Origin of the sequence: Ruminococcus champanellensis 18P13 = JCM 17042, from assembly GCF_000210095.1 — a bacterium.
In the GTDB taxonomy this organism is placed as follows: domain Bacteria; phylum Bacillota; class Clostridia; order Oscillospirales; family Ruminococcaceae; genus Ruminococcus_F; species Ruminococcus_F champanellensis.
Genome location: NC_021039.1, coordinates 1,703,690 through 1,720,626 on the forward strand (window position 1 = coordinate 1,703,690; position 16,937 = coordinate 1,720,626).

Genomic DNA, 16,937 nt, shown 5'->3' on the forward strand with positions numbered 1-16,937 from the left:
GCACGATATACAGTGAAAAATATACACGCAAAACATCTTGCAAACAGCTTGCAAAGAAATGTCGCATCGGCGGCGACCCCATCATTTGGAGGATATGGTACGATAACATCAGAAGGAGGCGCTGGTATGCATAAAACAAAAAAGCTAAGAAAATGCATCAAATGGGCAAAGCAGGGGGATCCCGGCGCCCAGTATCGGCTGGGTATCCGTTTCCAGCTGGGGAAGGACTGCCCGAAGGATCTGCATCAGGCAGCCATATGGATCCGGATGGCAGCGGAAGCCGGATATCCGCTGGCAGTGGTGTGGATGCAGGATTACGGATTTGACGACAGTGCCCTGTTGCAGGCGTTGACTTAAAGGAGGCGTCTATGTTCAGAACATGTCCTTACTGCGGCGGAAGACTGGAGACCATTGGCGGACCGGACGGGAATCCTTTTCACGCAAAGCGGAAAGCAGTGGATGTATGCAAAAGCTGTGGGAGCAGGATACATGCACCAGGCGAAGAGATCGTGCGGCTGCTCCGGATCCATGCCAGGGCAGAAGGAGGCGGCAGCGTACAGACTGCTGTACAGACGGTGCCTTTTTCGGATGGAGTGCATGGCCTGGGAAGTGAGTATCCTTTTTGCAGACAAGTGGAGGGGAAACCGGCTGACTTTCTTTGCAGCGTGACCATCCAGGGGGAGGAAATTCGCTTTGCCGGTCAGACCTTCCGGACGGAGCAGCTGCCCGGAGAGATCGTGCTGGATCTGACTGCATATGGATATGACAAATGCCCTGTGCAGGAAACCATTACGCTGATCATCAGCGAGGAGATTGATTTGCAGGTATAGGAGAAGGGAGTGGAGCATATGCATGCGGAAACGGTATTGAAGCTTACCATGCAGGATACTTTGCAGCAGGCGGCACAGAACCGGGACGCCTGGATCCGGGCATACCGGGAGATCGTCAGTGAGCATCCCGCTGCAGAGGATCTGGCAGAGCAGCTGATCGATCGGGTACAACGGGCGTATGCCGTGCTGGAGGAACGGGAGACGCTTCGTTCTGACGGTTCCCTCTGTCAGGATCCGGCGTATATGGAGGAGTTTATCCGGCAGGAGGAACAGCAGGAGGCTGCTCTGGATGGGACGTTCCCTTTGGGCAGGGAGGAGGACGCTGCCTTTGCGCTGCCTTATTTTCCGATTCCGGATCTGGCAAGGATCCAGCTGGGCTTTGCTGCTCAGGTGCATACGGGAACGTACTCGGAATATGCACAGGACGTGCTGGTGCGCAAGGGCATTCTTCTGGAGGTGCTGGGGCAGTGGAAGGAAGCGGAACGCTGTTATCAGGGGGTATCCACCAGCAGCGTCGTGCAGCAGCGGGAATTTGCATGCCGCACCAAAGCTCAGGAGCAGGGAGAAGCCCTGTACCAGAAGGGCATGGCTTGCGTGGAGCAGCTGGACTGGGACGGTGCCTGGTATCCCTTCAGCCAGGCGGCTGATCTGGGGCATCGGGAGGCTCTGGCAGAGCTGGGCTTTATGACCGTGTACGGTACCGGATGCGGAAGATGCATCGAGGAGGGACTTGACTATTTGCGGACTGCCGCCAAACAGGGCAGTGCCTATGCCTGCCAGGTTTTATGGGAGCTGCACGATGAAGGACTCCGGGATGTGACCGGCGCAGAGGCGCAGGCATGGTGCCGGGCTGCGGCGGAGCAGGGAAATGCGAAAGCGCTGGCACGCCTGGAGGATGGATTCGATCTGCGGCCGGTCACGGAGATCCTGCGGGAGCGGATCGGACAAGGGGATGTGGATGCGCTGTGGTATCTGGCACAGGAACTGGGGGATACGCAGGAGGCTGCCGGATACATGCAGCAGGCGGCGGATGCAGGACAGGTGGATGCTCTTTTGTTTTATGCCGAGCTGTACGGAGATCCTGCACAGCCGGAGCTTTATGATCCGGTCAAAGCGGATGCATGCTATCGACAGGCGGCAGAACAGGGCTGCGAGAAAGCGATCCTGACATTGGGAGACCGGGCGCTCCACCGGGAGGATCCTCCCTTCTGGAACCGGACGGAGGATCCGGCTGCTGTGCCGGAGGATCTGCGCCAACGGCACCGGACGCAGTTTGACTGGTATCTGAAGGCTGCCCAGGGCGGATGTGTTTCTGCCATGTCCCATGTTGCAGCTGCTTATCACTATGGTTATCCTGTGGAGCAGGATGACAGGCAGGCGTTTTTGTGGGCATCCCGCAGTGCAGACGCCGGCGACAGCTACGGCATGTATGCCTGTGGATATTTCTATGAACATGCTCTGGGATGTGAGCAGGACCTGTCTGCTGCACTGCTGTTGTATACCCGTGCAGCAGAGGCAGGAGAGCTGGGTGCCATGTACAGATTGATCGACATATATGAAACCGGCAGGAAGGGGATTCCTGCTGATCCGGCAAAGGCAAGCCGCTATCGGTTTGCAGCCGGGATGAACTGGGATTGAAAGGAAACAGCATGAATCAGGAATTTGAGTTTGAGAATCGGACTGTATCCATGTATTTGCATCGATGGTTTGAAACACCGATTACGGATACAGCGAATGTTTACAATGTGTGCAGTGGCACTCGCCTGGAATGGCTGCTGACCAACGGGGATCAGCTGCGCAGCCGGCTTTTCACCATGCGGAGTCTTGCCCGGACGCCGGAGGAGCATGCTGCCCTTCAGGAAACGGAAAAACGTGCGACAAGCTGGATCCGTTGGCTTCTGGAACAGAATCGGGAGAAGATCCGGCTGTATCAGCAGCAGGGGGTGAAGGATTCCCGGTTGTTTGTCATGCTGGATCCCCAGGGCAGTCCCCGGGATGCGGCGTTTGAGGGCTTTGCAGAGGATCTGTCCCCGGAAAACGGTAAGCCCGGCTGTGTGCCCCGGTATACGGATGGCTGTATGCCACGCTTCTGTTATGATTTTCAGGAGGCCTTGCAGGATCGCCCGTTGTTTGATGCATGGCTGCCGCCGGAGCTGCCGGATGGGGAACTGTTGGCGGCGGCAAAGCAGCTGCAAAGTCAGGGAAGACTTGGAGAAATCAAACAGGAGATCCATCGGCCAACGGATTACACCATGGAGGGCATGACCCGGGAGGAGCGGGATGCACAGGCGTGGCAAAACTGGGCGAACGAAAACAATATCCGGGAATATGTGTATATAGATCTGGACGAGTGTCTGAACAGCTTTATCCATGCACTGGAGCAGGAAATAGCCTTTTATGAGTTGGTCAGTGCAGTGAAACTTTAGGAGGATCCTATGGAACCGATCAGATGTCCCAAATGCGGCAGCACGGATGTTACCTATATGAATATGGACGGCCACGTTATGACCGATCAGTATGGCTATGACATCCTGCTGGACATTGCGCCGGATATGTGGCGGTGTGAACAATGCGGCGAACTGTTCTGGCAGGATGTATACGAGGAGGCACCCCATGATTCTGCTGATTGAGTACGAGTTTTCCGGAGGCGGCTGCGATGCCTTTCTGGAGTATGAATACCATGTACAGAGCATCGACCGGGGCTGGTACAGTCTGCAAAGCCCGGAGAATCAGTGGGTGCATATCCGGATGCACTCCATGTCACAGGGACATGCAGATCTGGTATTATACCATCAAAACAGCCGGATTTATGCCGGATCCATTTCTCAGGATGAAAAGCTCCTTGTGTATGTGACCGGCAGCATCAGCGTGAACATCAGTCTGTTTGAAGATGAAGGGGACGTGATGCGGTATCTGGAGCAGCTTGCCGGAGAAGGCAGGTATGGCAGTGTATACTGGTACGATTACGGCTGGGCACCGGTGCTGCGGCTGGAGGGGTTCGACGGATCGGATGAAGCCATTCCCTGTGTACCGGGGTTTATGCCCGGTCAGGTGACGGATCCCTACCGCTTTTTCGTGCAGGAAACAGGGCGTAGCTATGGGGATGTAAGGGTATTCCGGCACGGAGAATTGGTGCGGAGCATCCGGCTTTCGGAGGATACGTCCAGTATGGAACTTGGCGATGCGGATGCAGCATACCGCATTTCCTTTTTCCCGAACCGCATGCAGCTGGAACAGGCATTGGAAGCCAGCCGCCCCGATGCACCGGAACTGCTGCTGGATCAAGAGGATCCCTTATTGGATTGGTAAGACAACACCGCACAAAGACGCCTGGCGGCTTTGCACAGCATCTGCTGACACATCTACTGCACAATCTTTGTGCGGTGTTGTCTAAAAACGGCTGTTTGGAAGAGGAGGGAGGCTATGAGCCTGTTTTACAGCGATTGGTTTTACGAAAAGCTGCCCCTTGGGTATGATCCGGAAAAAGAGCCGGAAAGCCCGTCAGAGCAGCAAGCCATGGGTGCGATCCGCTTTGTGCTCCTTGGCACCTGCCAGATCTACTGGGAGGGACAGATGGAAAAGCTGCTTGCGGCAGCAAAGGGTGGCTATACCCCTGCCTGGAGCATGCTGGGGTGGTGCTATCATTACAAGCCTGACACTTATTTATGCAGCTCTGATTTTAGGCGCAGGGGCAGCAGCCTTCGCACCTACCGAGCGGCGGAGGCGTACTACAAAAAAGGCATGGCCGCAGGGGATCTGAATGCCCTGTATGGCTTTGGGATTCTGTCCCTGTTGGGCAGCTGGGGACTGGATTCCTTTCCGGGACTTCGCCCGGTCGAGGGGCTTGCGTCCCTGCTGTCCGCAGCAAGGCAGGGCATGCCCAAGGCGATGCTTGCTCTTGGACGCATGCTCCGCAATGACGTGTTCCGGGAGGAAAGAGACATTGCATTCCAGCTGAACGCTATTGCCCAGAACCGGATGCGGGACAAGCGTGTTTTGCGGTACAATGAAGCCGGGGAACTGGTGTTTGATCCGGATGCGTTTCATATGATGCATTTTGCATGCATGCTGGATGAAGTCCTGGCAGATTACTGGCTGGAGCAGGCACAGCTTTCTGCAAGCGGATGCCACAGATCGGCAGAGCCGGAGGAGATCACCCGGCGTATGCAGCTGGCACTGGAGAAATGCAGAACGTTTGAAGTCGGGTATCTTGCCCATTGGCAGCATGATATAGAGTTGGAGCAGCAAGCTTTAGAGTAGAAAGGATGCGTGAACGGTATGCGCAAAGCAATTGGGATCCATGTGACAAAAGCAAGGGATACCTACGATCTGGGGGCAAGTAAATTTTTTGGTGCGCCCACCATTCCCGGGAATTGGCTGGATACATTCGGGGAGGATGAGCTGTTCCTCTGTCAGATCCGGTGCAGGGACATTGCTGCTCTGGATCCGGAGCAACAGTTGCCCCATACAGGCTATCTGTATCTGTTCTTGAATGTGAACCATTCCCCCTATCAGCCACGGGTTCGGTATTTTGACGGGGAGCCGGATACAGTGGTGGACGGTTTTAACGATGAGGTGGAGGGGATTGCTTGTCCGACGGATGCCTGGCTGATGTCCTTTTCCGAAGCGGAGGAGGATGCAGAGGGGCTTCGGCTGTTGGGGATCCCTGCCGACTGGAGCTACGCAGAGCCTGCACCGGCTGTTCTGCTGCAATATGATCCCCTGGCATCGGATATGGGCTTTCTGGATAGTCTGGACGGCTATGGGTATTTCCTGTTCGGAGCCAGGAAGGATGACTGGACAGGGATTTGCTATCGGGAAGAACGGAGTTGATTCATGAAGCAGAAGAAAATGGACTTATCCGCCGCCCTTTGTCATATCGTTCAGCAGTATGGGGTGGAGGTGTTCCGGGATCACCGACGTGTGTATGCATTGCTGTCAGATCTTGCAGGCGGAGATGCACAGGCAAAGGAGCGACGTCGAATCAAGAAGGCGCTGGACTCCGGCGCAGTGGATATTTTACTGCAGGGGCTTGGGGATCCTGCAAGGGGACAACTGCATCGGAACGAAGCCACCGCCCGGCTGATCGCCGAAACGGATATGGCGCAGGAAATCGCCGCAGAGGTGATCCGGATCATTGGGGACGCAGTATTGGGCACACAGCCTGCCGTTTCCTCAAAACAGCAGCCGACTGCTCCGGAACAGAGCGCAACGAAAACGCAAAATGCCGGATTGCATGGGAACAAACGGATCATTGCCATTTGCGGAGCAGCCCTGCTGGGTGCTGCACTGCTTTCCGTATTGGTCTGGTTGTTTCTCACCCTTTCCTGGAGCGGCAGACAGTGGATCATCGGCATCGGTGCCGGGGCAGCGCTGACAGGACTGCTGATCGGCTTGTCCTGCTGGCTGGAGGACGTACTGTGCAATGAAAAGTGCCAGACCATTACGGTGGGCGTGCTGGTGCTGCTTGTGGGGAATGTGGTGCTGCGGGCTGTGCTGCCGGATGCCGGGTACGGATTGATTTTCCGCATTCTGTGCTTGTGGCTCTTTGCCGGAGCCGTTGCCAATGGGGTGCTGACCCGAACAGAGTATGAAGAATCCTACACCCTGCCCAATGTGGCAGCAGCTCTGTGCAGCGGCTTTTTGTTCTTTTTGTGGCCAGGGGATTTTTCCTGGACAGTTTGGCAGTGGATCATCGGCATCGGAGGCGGATTGCTTCTGACAGGACTGACTGTATTCCTTGCGTGGGTGCTGGATGAGCTTGGGCCGGAAATGCACCAGTCCCTGTCCGTGCTGCTGCTTTTGTATACCATCATCAATCTGGTATTGCTGCTGAAATTTAGCAGCAGTTATCTCATCATTGCCATGTGCCTGCTGGCGATGCTTGCACTGGGCACTGTGATCAACACGTTTCTTTCCTTCGGGGAGGATTCTACGGTGCTGGGTGTGCTGAATGTTCTGCTGGCACTGTTAAACGGCGGCATCTTTTTATTCGTCTGCATCGGCTCCTTTGAGCAGCTGATGCATCTGGCTGAACCCCTGCTCAAGAAGCTTGGTGCAGGCGCAAACTGAAAGGAGAATACATATGGCAGAATATTATCCCGCAGGGTATCAGATCCCCCTGGTCAACGGGTCGGATGCCGTCATCGTCAAGAAGCCGGGCGAAGGCGGACAGGGTGTGGTATACCGTGTGTCCGTGGGGGGCAGGGAGTATGCCCTCAAGTGGTACCATAAGGGTGCAGTGCATAACCCCAAGAAATTCTATCAGAACCTGGAATCCAACATCAGCAAGGGCGCGCCCACCAAGGCGTTTCTGTGACCCTTGTATCTGACCAAGCCGGTGGACGGAAGCTTTGGCTATGTGATGGATCTGCGGCCGCAGAATTTCCGGGAGTTTTCGGACTTCCTGCTGGCAAAGGTACATTTTCAGTCCCTGTCCGCAGCAGTGAATGCGGCGCTGAATATCACCAACGGGTTCCGGGAGCTGCACCGGAACGGCTTTTCCTATCAGGATCTGAATGACGGTAACTTCTTTATCGATCCCGCCACCGGAGAGGTGCTTATCTGTGACAACGATAACGTTGCCCCCTATGGGGAAAGCCTCGGCATCGCCGGAAAGGCACGGTATATGGCGCCGGAGGTGGTGCGCAATATGACCGCCCCCAATGTGATGACGGATCGGTTTTCCCTGGCAGTGGTGCTGTTCCGTCTGCTGTTCCTGGATCATCCCCTGGAGGGCAAGCGTGTGGTGGAGGCTCCCTGTCTGACGGAGGAGCTGGAACTGAAATTCTACGGCAAGGATCCGGTGTTTATGTTCGACCCTGGGGATGACAGAAACCGTCCTGTCCGGGGCGTGCATGCCAATGCCATTCGCTTCTGGCCCATGTATCCGAAATTCATCCAGAACAAATTCATTGAAGCACTTTCCAAGGACGCCATGACCGGCAATGCACCCCGTATGACCGACAATGACTGGCAGATCGCCTTTACCCGGCTCCGGGATACCATCATCACCTGTCCATGCGGCAGTGAAACCTTTATCAACGTGGCCGGGGATGCCAATTGCTGCGGCTGTGGACAGAAGATCCCGAAGCCGCCGGTGCTGAACTGTCACAATCACAAATACGGACTGGCACTGTTTCCCGGCATGAAGCTGTACCGTTGTCACATCGACAAGGGCAGCGACAATTTTACAGAGGTGATCGGCGAGGTGAGCCGGAACCCGAAAAATCCTGGTGTGTGGGGCTTGCGGAATGTCAGCGATGTGGTCTGGAATGTGGAGACCCAGGACGGCGGGATCCGACCGGTGGAAAAGGGGCAGGTTGCGCCCATTGCAGCCATCCGGGCGATCCACTTCCCCAACGGGGACGCAGTGGTGGAACTGAGTAGGGAGTGTTGACACTAAGATAATATACAGATTTTCGAGCATAAATTTTACGTAGACAAGGCAAAAAGTCGCAGGCAGGCTGTCGCCTGTCAAGACTTTTTAACGCAGGATGCGTGAAATTTTGCCGAAAAGATGCGTTGTTAGACTTAGTGTCAACACGACCTAAATAAAAGCAGCACCGCGCGAAGCTTTGTGCGGCTGCTGAAAGAATATGGAGGACATGACAATGGCAGATTTTTATGGAGGGGCAGTGGAAGTTGCCCGGAGAACCATGACGCTCTTTTTCCTGGTGGATACATCCGGCAGTATGGACGGCTCCAAGATCGGTACCCTGAATTCCGCAGTGGAGGAGGTTATCCCGGAGATCCGGAAACTGTCCGGTGAAAATGCGGATGCAGCCATCAAGATCGCTGTACTGGAGTTTTCCAGCGGTGCCCGGTGGATCACCTCTGCGCCCATGGATGCAAATGACTTCCGGTGGAATTATCTGAATGCGGACGGGCTGACGGATTTCGGGGAAATGTGCAAAATGCTCAACGAAAAACTGTCCCGGAGTGCGTTCATGAGTGATGTAGCAGGCTCCTTTGCGCCGGCAATTTTCCTGCTGTCCGATGGTGAACCAACGGACGACTACCAGAAGGAATTGGGGAAGCTGAAGGAAAACAACTGGTTCAAGAAAGCGATCAAGGTGGCGATTGCCATCGGGGATGATGCCAACAAGGATGTGCTGGCTGAATTTACCGGAAACAAAGAAGCAGTGATTACAGTTCATACCCCGGAGGCACTGACGAAAATGATCCGGTTCGTTTCCGTGACCGCATCTCAGATCGGCTCCAAATCCAGCGGCGTAGGCAAGGGCGGCGTGGATCAGGCACCCAGCAAGCAGGGGGCTGCCATTGAAGCCATTGGCGCTGCGGTACAGGGCGGTGACATGGGGGCTGGCGTCACCATGGTGAACACGCCTCCCGACAGTGAGGATCCGGAAGCATGGGATTGGTAAATGACGTATACAGCTGCTTTCACTGTACCAGCATCGGTGCGTCCCATATCAGAAAGGGCACGGTGTGCCAGGATCATTCCGCAAGCCTGGAAACGGATCGGTATGTGCTGACAGTGGTGTCGGACGGCCACGGCGGGGCGGATTATTTCCGCTCTGATCGGGGCAGTCGGTTTGCAGCGGAAGCCTTTTGCAGCTGTGTGGCGGATGCTCTGGATCTGCCGGAGGAAGCTCCGGAACCTGCCCATGGCTTTTTGCAGAACCGGGCAAGAAACTTCGCTGATGCGCTGCTTGCATGCAGAACGGAAAAGCAGACCGAGGAGCAGATGCGCTGGTTCATCCGGAGTCTGGTGACCCGCTGGAATATGCTGATTGATGCGGACCTGGAAGCGGATCCCTTCCGGGAGGAGGACCTGGCGGAGGTATCCGAAAAAGCAAAGCTCCGGTATCTGGCAGGGGAACGGGTGCAGGCTGCCTATGGAGCAACCCTGATCGGTGCGGTGGTAACGGAGGATTTCTGGTTCGGCGTTCAGATCGGAGACGGAAAATGCGTAGCATTTGACCATGCTGGAACGGATACGGAGCCGATCCCCTGGGATGAACAATGCTTTCTCAATCTGACCACTTCCCTTTGCGACTCCGATGCGGCAGGAGAATTTCGCTTCTGCTTCAGTCGGGAATTGCCGGCAGCCGTGTTTGTAGGCAGCGACGGCATTGACGGCAGCTTCAAAAACCAGCGGCATCTGCATAACTTTTACCGGGTTGTGCTGACCTCCTTTGCCCAGGAGGATGCACAGCAGGCAGCAGAGGAACTGGAGGCATACCTGCCCCAGCTTTCCGCCCAGGGCAGTGCGGACGATGTGTCCGTGGGCTGTATCCTCAACCTGGGGCATATCCGGTCGAATGACGGGCTTTATGCCAAGCGGAAGGAGCCGTATCTGAAGATCTTCCGGGTAGGGAATCTGGGGGCGGAGCATGCGTCCGATGTGTATGCCCAGACCGGGGAGATTGAGGCATCGGAAGGGATTGTGGGTCTGGATGTGCTGGGCTGTGACGGTTTTCGTCAAGGAGTCATGGAGTTTCAGATCCTGTCCGTGACAGAGAATGGTGCATTGGTTTCTGTGGGAGGAACAGAGTATGCAGTTACGTCGTTGGAACGGGCGGAGATTCAGGAAAGCCGGACAGTGGATGGGGCGTGTCAGTACGATACCCTGATCCTGCAATGCGTGTTGAAATAATCTATGGAACATCAGGGCGCCAGGTATTACTATTCCCGGCTCACTGACCGGGAGAAGTCCGCTTATGATGCACTTTGCAAAGGGCTTGACTGCTTTGCCTCCTCTGTATCCCTTGGCCGTATCAGTCCAACCCGGATGCAATCCATTGTGGAGAGTGTGGTGTACGACAATCCGGGATATTTTTATTTTGACCAGCGGCGCATTGCTGCGATGCAGACTCTGTCCGGGATCACAGTGAAGCCGGAGTACTGCAATACCCCCGGTGAAGTCCGTCTGCTGTGGAAACAGATACAGGCGCAGCTGGATGCTTTCATGCATACCCGGATCCGTCCAGGCATGCCGCCCCTTGCCCGGCAGATTGAAGCCCACCGGTGGATGCAGCAGCATATCCGCATTGCTGACGGGGCTGACACCAGGGAGCAGCACTCCGTTGTGGGGGCGCTGGTGCAGGGCAGCTGTGTCTGTGAGGGCTTTGCCCATGCATACAAGCTGCTGTGTGACCGGCTGCATCTGGCATCCATCCTTGTGACCGGAACAGCCCGGCGGCCGGACGGAGTTGTGGAGCCCCACGCTTGGAATATTACCCGGCTGGAGGGGAGCACCGCCCATATCGATGTAACATGGGATACGGCTTTAGGATCCGGAGCCTATGATTATTTCAATCTGACCGATGCGGAGATCCGGGCGGATCACTGCTTTGACGGGGGTCTGTATCCCCCATGCACAGAAAAGCGCTTTGATTACTTTACCAGCAATCGGCTGGTGGCAAAGGATCCTGCCCAGCTGGGTCGGCTGATCGCTGCACAAGCTCATAAAGCATGCTTCTCTGTGAAGCTGGCGTTTCCCTGGGATGCCTCCCTTCTGGACACATGCGGCTTTCCTGTCGGCAGGATCCGATATAACCAGGCACAGAATGTTTTGTTTTTTCAGACAGATACCCCATAAAGCAATGCTGCATCCTGCATGCGACGTTGCTTTTTTTGTTTTGACTCTTTTCTTTTTAGAGGAGATATGATATAATGTACATATCAACAGAGATGCTTCCATGGAGATTTTGTACATATGCACAAGGAGGGATGTTTTATGCATCAAACAACAAGAAAAATTCTGGCATGCTTTCTGGCAGTGGGCACACTTTGCGTGTCTTTGCCCGGTATGCGGACAGAAGCAGCAGCGGAAATGTGGCTGGACGGAGAGGAGGATGGTTTCTACTATTCTATCCAACTGAATTATAATTATGCTGTAATTACCGGCTGTGACCCAAGTAAGACCGGCGTGGTGAAGGTTCCGGATACGGTAGGAGCAACGCCAGTAAAGGTCATCGGGGGCGGTGCATTCAGCGGCTGCGGCCATACGGACGAGGAACTGGAAGAAATGGGTGCAGAGCACAGCGCAAGCGGCTGCGGCATTACGGAGTTGATCCTGCCGGACAGTGTGACCACCATTGAACAGGCAGCATTCCGGAACTGCGAGGATCTGAAAGCCATTCACTTCCCGGCCGGGCTGGAGAGCTTCAATGGGAAAGATTCTAAAATATACTCCAATGACTTGGAGAGCGGCTGCTTTGGCTATGCCTCCTGGACGGAGGGCTGCACCAAGCTGGAGAAGCTGACCATCAGCAAGAGCAATCCCTATTTTAAGTCTGTTGGCGGCATAATCTACAGCAAAGACGGCTCTGCGATAGGGCCGGTGCCCTATGGGATTTCCTTTGACTCTGTGAATCTTTCCGGCGTTACCAAGATCGGGGACTATGCTTTCTGCGGACATTCCGAGATCACGGAGCTGAACCTGCCTTCTCACATCACCGCTGTGGGGGATCACGCCTTTCAGGACTGCAAAAATCTGCAAACAGCATATGTACCTGAAGCAGTGCGCACAATTGGAGATTATGCCTTTGCAGGTTGTAGTTTGAATATGTCCGATGAGAACATGCCGGAGTATTACAGTATCAGCATCCTGCTGTCAGAGGGGCTGGAGTCCGTAGGGGACTATGCCTTTTCCAGAATGTATGGGTTAACCTATCTGAATCTGCCCCAGTCCCTGACGACCTTGGGAAAGGGTACGTTTGCAGGTGACAATCGGCTTCTTTCTATGCGTATTCCTGCAAAGGTGACGGTGATTCCGGACAATTTGTTTGAGCGTTGCTATGAATTGCAGGGAGTTTCCCTGCCGGATGGTTTGCAGGAGATCGGTGCGTATGCTTTTTATGGTCCCATGAAGCTGAAAACGGTACACCTGCCGGAAGGGTTGAAGTCCATCGGAAATTATGCATTTGCCTGCTTCCACCAGCTAAGCCCCTGGTCGGAGGAAACCGGACTGCTGTATATGACCATTCCGGATTCTGTGGAGTATATCGGTGCCAATGCCTTTGCACTGAACAGCAACCTGACCGGGGTAAAGCTGCCGGAAAATCCGGCAGGCACTGTAATGGGAGAGCGTGCCTTTGAAGGATGCTCCTCAATGGAGCGGGTACATATTCCGGGCAGTATTCATCAGATCCCATCCTATGCGTTTTCCGGCAGCAGTTGGATCACAGTTGACGAGGGGGTCACGGAAATCGGCGACAACGCATTTCGTGGATTACTGAATCTGAAAAGCCTGACTTTGCCGGAGAGCCTGAAAACCATTGGAGCATGCGCATTTGCGGAAATAGGCAGCCATGCCTTCTTCTGGAACGGCAGCGAGTATGTGGATTGCGGCATTCGTTCCCTCACAGTGCCGGATGGGGTGACAGACATCGGGTACGGTGCCTTTGCCGGCAGTAACCTGCGGGATATTCTGCTGTCAGATTCCCTTCGTGCAGTGGGTTTCCGGGCATTTGATAATGCTAAGCTGGAAGTACTGGAGTATCCGGAAGGGATCACGGAGCTAAATGAATGGTACACCATGGGCTGTGAAAATCTGAATGCCATTTATCTGCCGGATACGCTGGAATCCATTGAGCCGCTTGCCATTGCAAAAAATGCGGATCTGTCACAAATCGTATTCCACGATGATCGGTTCACCACGGATCTTTCTGATTGGTCGGTCAGCAATCTGGAGATGGTGCCGGATGTATACTTTGCCGGCACGGAGCAGGAGTGGAAGGCATTGACGAAAAACTGGGACTTTTCAGAATACGATACGGATCCCTCCGTTATGGACAAAGTAACGGTGCATTTCAATGCCAAGCGGCAGAGCAGCCTGTTAGGGGATGTGAATGCGGACGGGCAGTTTACAGTGGCAGACATGGTGCTGCTGCAAAAGTGGCTGATCGGCAAGGGGATCCTGCATAGTCCGGACAACGGAGATATGAATGGGGATGGTATCCTGAACAGCTGGGATCTGGTGCGGATGCGCCGGGCATTGCTGGAGGTACAGGAATAATAGCGAGGAGGTGCAGTATGAAAAGATTGGGTAGGAAATTAACCGCAGTGCTGTTGTCCTGCGGCATGGTTCTGACAGCTCTGCCAACAATCGTCTTGGCGGAAACAGCGGAGCCTTATGTGATGGAAATGGTGGACGGCGTTCGCTACCGATATTATCTCAACGGAGGATATTGCGCAGTGGACAGTCTGGTGGACAATACAGTGACCGGCACACTGAAACTGGCAGGAGAAGTGCTGGGGCATCCTGTAACGGGCATTGAGGCAAACGCTCTGAAATATTGTGAGATGACATCGCTGATTCTGCCGGACAGCATCACATGGATTGGCGACAGTGCATTTGGGTATTGCGAAAACCTGGAACACATCCAGCTTTCTGCAGGGCTGACAAGCCTTTCCGGGGTGGAAACAGAGCATTATGTATCCGGCTATGGTTCCTGGGTGTATGGGTGTGATAATTTGAAAACGCTGACTGTCAGCAGTGCTAGCAAAACCTTTCAGTCTGTAAACGGCATTTTATACAGTAAGGACGGAAAAACCCTTTTTGCAGTGCCAAAGGCTGTGCCCTACGATACAGTGGATCTGAGCGCTGTGACCCGGATCGGGGAGTATGCCTTTTACGATCACCAGGAGATCACCAGCTTTTCCGTGCCGGAAGGGATCAAGTCCATCGGTGCTTATGCCTTTGGGAAAACCAGTATGATGCAGGAGATTTCTTTGCCGGATTCCTTATCAGAGCTTGGAGAAGGTGCATTTATGGAATCTGGATTAAGGTATCTTCAGATTCCGGATGGTGTTTCCTGCATTCCGGAGAATTTTTGCTATGCAGTTCCATTGAGGGAAATTGTATTACCCGAAAGTGTAGTGTCTATTGGGGAACAGGCGTTTTACAATGCAATTTGGTATATGGAAACGTTAGAATTGCCGGAAGGATTGGAAACCATCGGGGACTATGCCTTTGCCACAAGTTATCCGATTATTCCCGGGTACCGTCGTGAGACAGATCCCCATGGACTGTTGCAGGTTTCTATTCCAGACTCGGTATCTTCTATCGGGAACTATGCCTTTTTGGGAAACCGAAACCTGACGGAGCTTCGGCTCCCGGCATCCGATACGGAAATATGCAGCCATGCCTTTGAGGATTGCGGCATCCTTGCTCTTACGCTGCCGGAACACACAAAGCGAATTGCGGACTATACATTTTATGGTTGTCGGATGCGAAATCTGGTCATACCGGAGGGTGTTACGGAGATAGCATGTGAAGCGTTTAGTCACTGTACCGCTTTGCGGCAGGTTGTGCTGCCCTCCACGCTGCAGAAGATCGGTATGCTTGCCTTTGAAAATGCAGGCCGTACCAATGGTTTTGGGGAATACACCTATACCGGAATTACCTCTATTGTTGTCCCGGATGGAGTTACGGAAATTGATTATGGTGCATTTACGGGTAGTAATTTGCTGGATGTGCAGTTGCCGGATACTCTGAAAACACTGGGTTTCCGGGCCTTTGACAATACCAATCTGGCAGTACTGGAGTATCCGGAAGGGATCACGGAGCTGAATGAATGGTACACCATGGGCTGTGAAAATCTGAATGCCGTTTATCTGCCGGATACGCTGGAATCCATTGAGCCTCTTGCCATTGCCAAGAATGCGGATCTGTCATTTATTGTATTGCACGAGGATCGAGTGGATACTGACCCGGAGGATTACAGTGTCAGCAATCTGGAGCTTGTGCCGGATGTATACTTCGCCGGCACGGAGCAGGAGTGGAAGGCATTGACGAAAAACTGGGACTTTTCCGAGTACAACACGGATCCCTCCGTTATGGACAAAGTAACGGTGCATTTCAATGCCAAGCGGCAGAGCAGCCTGTTAGGGGATGTGAATGCGGACGGGCAGTTTACAGTGGCAGACATGGTGCTGCTGCAAAAGTGGCTGATCGGCAAGGGGATCCTGCATAGTCCGGACAACGGAGATATGAATGGGGATGGCATCCTGAACAGCTGGGATCTGGTGCGGATGCGCCGGGCATTGCTGGAGGTGCAGGAACAGGAAGCTCTGGGATGAAACTGCGCTTGACAAATATCACTATATCGGATATAATATGATGCACATTGTGTGATGTACATCGATAGATATTGAAAGGAGCGTTTCGCATGCAGGTGGTTTATGCACACAAACCGGCACTGACCCTGATCGGGTTCCCCACCACAATCGCCCCGGAGGAGGGATATGTGAAATGCCGGAAGGGCTGGAGCTGTACACCTTCCCGGAAAGCGACTAGGCAATGTTTTCCGCAAAGGGATCGTTGCCAAATTCCCTGCAGAGCCTGAACGACCGTGTCTGGAAGGAGTGGTACCCGGGTGAGGGGCAGAAGTACCAGCGCAACGGCAATGCCATGCTGGAGGTATACGCCGCCGGGGACATGCAAAGTCCGGACTACGAGTGCGGCATCTGGATTCCCTTGCAGGAGAAGGTGTGACATGGGTATCTCCATCCGGCAGTGGCGGCTGTCCGATGCAAAGGATCTGGCAGCCGCCCTATCCAACCAAAAGGTGCTGAACAATCTGCGGGACGGATTGCCCTATCCTTACACAGATCAGGATGCACAGGATTACATCCGTGCCGTGCTGTCCGCCGATCCGGATCAGACATTTGCCTATGCGGTCTGTGTGGATGACAAAGTGGTGGGCAGCATCGGTGCATTCCGGCAGGAAAATATTCATCGGCGCACGGCGGAGCTGGGTTATTACCTGGCAGAAGCCTATTGGGGACAGGGGATCATGACCCAAGCGGTGGGTATGCTCTGTGCCCGGCTGTTTTCCGAAACGGATCTTCTGCGGATCTACGCTGAGCCATTTGCCACTAACATGGGTTCAAGACGGGTGCTGGAAAAGACAGGATTTCAGCTGGAGGGCATCCTCCGCAGCAATGCCTGCAAGAACGGCCAGGTCTTGGATATGGCGATGTATGGACTGACTCGGGAGCGTGGGGACGAGATCCTGTAGGAGATATTCTCATTTTGTGCAATGCAAGTGCATATAAGCGGTATACACATCGGAGTATGCCGCTTTTGCTTTTTTACAGAGAAAAACGGAATCCTGCCGTGTCTCCTTGATT

At 54.1% G+C, this 16,937-nt stretch carries 18 protein-coding genes; all 18 read left to right on the forward strand.

Annotated features, from left to right (window positions below; all coding sequences use genetic code 11):
* Positions 1–126: 126 nt before the first annotated feature.
* A complete protein-coding gene (locus RUM_RS07620) occupies positions 127–357 on the forward strand; it encodes an SEL1-like repeat protein (RefSeq protein WP_015558562.1) in 231 nt (76 codons plus the stop codon).
* 11 nt (positions 358–368) lie between these two features.
* Positions 369–830 carry a hypothetical protein gene (locus tag RUM_RS07625; protein ID WP_015558563.1) on the forward strand — a complete coding sequence of 154 codons (462 nt, stop codon included), beginning with the start codon at positions 369–371 and terminating at the stop codon, positions 828–830.
* Positions 831–848: 18 nt separating this feature from the next.
* Positions 849–2,468 (forward strand): tetratricopeptide repeat protein, encoded by a 1,620-nt coding sequence (locus tag RUM_RS07630; RefSeq protein WP_015558564.1) that lies wholly within the window; start codon positions 849–851, stop codon positions 2,466–2,468.
* A gap of 11 nt (positions 2,469–2,479) precedes the next feature.
* Positions 2,480–3,256 carry a hypothetical protein gene (locus RUM_RS07635; RefSeq protein WP_041326347.1) on the forward strand — a complete coding sequence of 259 codons (777 nt, stop codon included), beginning with the start codon at positions 2,480–2,482 and terminating at the stop codon, positions 3,254–3,256.
* Positions 3,257–3,265: 9 nt separating this feature from the next.
* Positions 3,266–3,460: a hypothetical protein gene (locus RUM_RS07640; protein WP_015558565.1), complete on the forward strand. Its 195-nt coding sequence runs from the start codon at positions 3,266–3,268 to the stop codon at positions 3,458–3,460.
* Entirely contained in the window at positions 3,444–4,139 is a 696-nt protein-coding gene (locus RUM_RS07645) for a hypothetical protein (protein WP_015558566.1), read from the forward strand. Before RUM_RS07640 ends, RUM_RS07645 begins: the two co-directional genes overlap by 17 nt.
* A 114-nt stretch (positions 4,140–4,253) precedes the next feature.
* A complete protein-coding gene (locus RUM_RS07650; protein WP_015558567.1) occupies positions 4,254–5,090 on the forward strand; it encodes an SEL1-like repeat protein in 837 nt (278 codons plus the stop codon).
* 18 nt (positions 5,091–5,108) lie between these two features.
* On the forward strand, positions 5,109–5,663 hold the full coding sequence (locus RUM_RS07655) for a YwqG family protein (RefSeq protein ID WP_015558568.1): 555 nt from the start codon (positions 5,109–5,111) through the stop codon (positions 5,661–5,663).
* A gap of 3 nt (positions 5,664–5,666) precedes the next feature.
* Positions 5,667–6,902, forward strand: a complete 1,236-nt coding sequence (locus RUM_RS07660) for a hypothetical protein (protein WP_015558569.1) — start codon at positions 5,667–5,669, stop codon at positions 6,900–6,902.
* Between the two features lie 13 nt (positions 6,903–6,915).
* Positions 6,916–7,149 (forward strand): hypothetical protein, encoded by a 234-nt coding sequence (locus RUM_RS12125; protein WP_015558570.1) that lies wholly within the window; start codon positions 6,916–6,918, stop codon positions 7,147–7,149.
* A gap of 3 nt (positions 7,150–7,152) precedes the next feature.
* Positions 7,153–8,229 (forward strand): protein kinase domain-containing protein, encoded by a 1,077-nt coding sequence (locus tag RUM_RS07665; protein WP_049775530.1) that lies wholly within the window; start codon positions 7,153–7,155, stop codon positions 8,227–8,229.
* A gap of 214 nt (positions 8,230–8,443) precedes the next feature.
* Complete coding sequence (locus tag RUM_RS07670) at positions 8,444–9,217, forward strand: vWA domain-containing protein (RefSeq protein WP_015558571.1); 774 nt, start codon at positions 8,444–8,446, stop codon at positions 9,215–9,217.
* Entirely contained in the window at positions 9,205–10,452 is a 1,248-nt protein-coding gene (locus RUM_RS07675) for a protein phosphatase 2C domain-containing protein (protein WP_015558572.1), read from the forward strand. The genes RUM_RS07670 and RUM_RS07675 overlap by 13 nt, the downstream gene beginning before the upstream one ends.
* A gap of 3 nt (positions 10,453–10,455) precedes the next feature.
* Positions 10,456–11,397, forward strand: coding sequence for a transglutaminase domain-containing protein (locus RUM_RS07680; protein ID WP_015558573.1), 942 nt, complete (start codon positions 10,456–10,458; stop codon positions 11,395–11,397).
* A gap of 138 nt (positions 11,398–11,535) precedes the next feature.
* A complete protein-coding gene (locus RUM_RS07685) occupies positions 11,536–13,818 on the forward strand; it encodes a leucine-rich repeat protein (protein WP_015558574.1) in 2,283 nt (760 codons plus the stop codon).
* 17 nt (positions 13,819–13,835) lie between these two features.
* The gene (locus RUM_RS07690; protein WP_041326348.1) at positions 13,836–15,884 is read left to right on the forward strand and encodes a leucine-rich repeat protein; all 2,049 of its coding nucleotides are present in this window, start codon (positions 13,836–13,838) and stop codon (positions 15,882–15,884) included.
* 220 nt (positions 15,885–16,104) lie between these two features.
* On the forward strand, positions 16,105–16,299 hold the full coding sequence (locus RUM_RS07695) for a GyrI-like domain-containing protein (protein ID WP_015558576.1): 195 nt from the start codon (positions 16,105–16,107) through the stop codon (positions 16,297–16,299).
* A gap of 1 nt (position 16,300) precedes the next feature.
* Positions 16,301–16,825 (forward strand): GNAT family N-acetyltransferase, encoded by a 525-nt coding sequence (locus RUM_RS07700; RefSeq protein WP_015558577.1) that lies wholly within the window; start codon positions 16,301–16,303, stop codon positions 16,823–16,825.
* The last annotated feature ends 112 nt before the right edge of the window (positions 16,826–16,937 follow it).

Coding starts and splice junctions, on each gene's coding strand:
- RUM_RS07620 (WP_015558562.1), top strand. CDS start 127: ATGCATAAAACAAAAAAGCTAAGAAAATGCATCAAATGGGCAAAGCAG.
- RUM_RS07625 (WP_015558563.1), top strand. CDS start 369: ATGTTCAGAACATGTCCTTACTGCGGCGGAAGACTGGAGACCATTGGC.
- RUM_RS07630 (WP_015558564.1), top strand. CDS start 849: ATGCATGCGGAAACGGTATTGAAGCTTACCATGCAGGATACTTTGCAG.
- RUM_RS07635 (WP_041326347.1), top strand. CDS start 2,480: ATGAATCAGGAATTTGAGTTTGAGAATCGGACTGTATCCATGTATTTG.
- RUM_RS07640 (WP_015558565.1), top strand. CDS start 3,266: ATGGAACCGATCAGATGTCCCAAATGCGGCAGCACGGATGTTACCTAT.
- RUM_RS07645 (WP_015558566.1), top strand. CDS start 3,444: ATGATTCTGCTGATTGAGTACGAGTTTTCCGGAGGCGGCTGCGATGCC.
- RUM_RS07650 (WP_015558567.1), top strand. CDS start 4,254: ATGAGCCTGTTTTACAGCGATTGGTTTTACGAAAAGCTGCCCCTTGGG.
- RUM_RS07655 (WP_015558568.1), top strand. CDS start 5,109: ATGCGCAAAGCAATTGGGATCCATGTGACAAAAGCAAGGGATACCTAC.
- RUM_RS07660 (WP_015558569.1), top strand. CDS start 5,667: ATGAAGCAGAAGAAAATGGACTTATCCGCCGCCCTTTGTCATATCGTT.
- RUM_RS12125 (WP_015558570.1), top strand. CDS start 6,916: ATGGCAGAATATTATCCCGCAGGGTATCAGATCCCCCTGGTCAACGGG.
- RUM_RS07670 (WP_015558571.1), top strand. CDS start 8,444: ATGGCAGATTTTTATGGAGGGGCAGTGGAAGTTGCCCGGAGAACCATG.
- RUM_RS07675 (WP_015558572.1), top strand. CDS start 9,205: ATGGGATTGGTAAATGACGTATACAGCTGCTTTCACTGTACCAGCATC.
- RUM_RS07680 (WP_015558573.1), top strand. CDS start 10,456: ATGGAACATCAGGGCGCCAGGTATTACTATTCCCGGCTCACTGACCGG.
- RUM_RS07685 (WP_015558574.1), top strand. CDS start 11,536: ATGCATCAAACAACAAGAAAAATTCTGGCATGCTTTCTGGCAGTGGGC.
- RUM_RS07690 (WP_041326348.1), top strand. CDS start 13,836: ATGAAAAGATTGGGTAGGAAATTAACCGCAGTGCTGTTGTCCTGCGGC.
- RUM_RS07695 (WP_015558576.1), top strand. CDS start 16,105: ATGTTTTCCGCAAAGGGATCGTTGCCAAATTCCCTGCAGAGCCTGAAC.
- RUM_RS07700 (WP_015558577.1), top strand. CDS start 16,301: ATGGGTATCTCCATCCGGCAGTGGCGGCTGTCCGATGCAAAGGATCTG.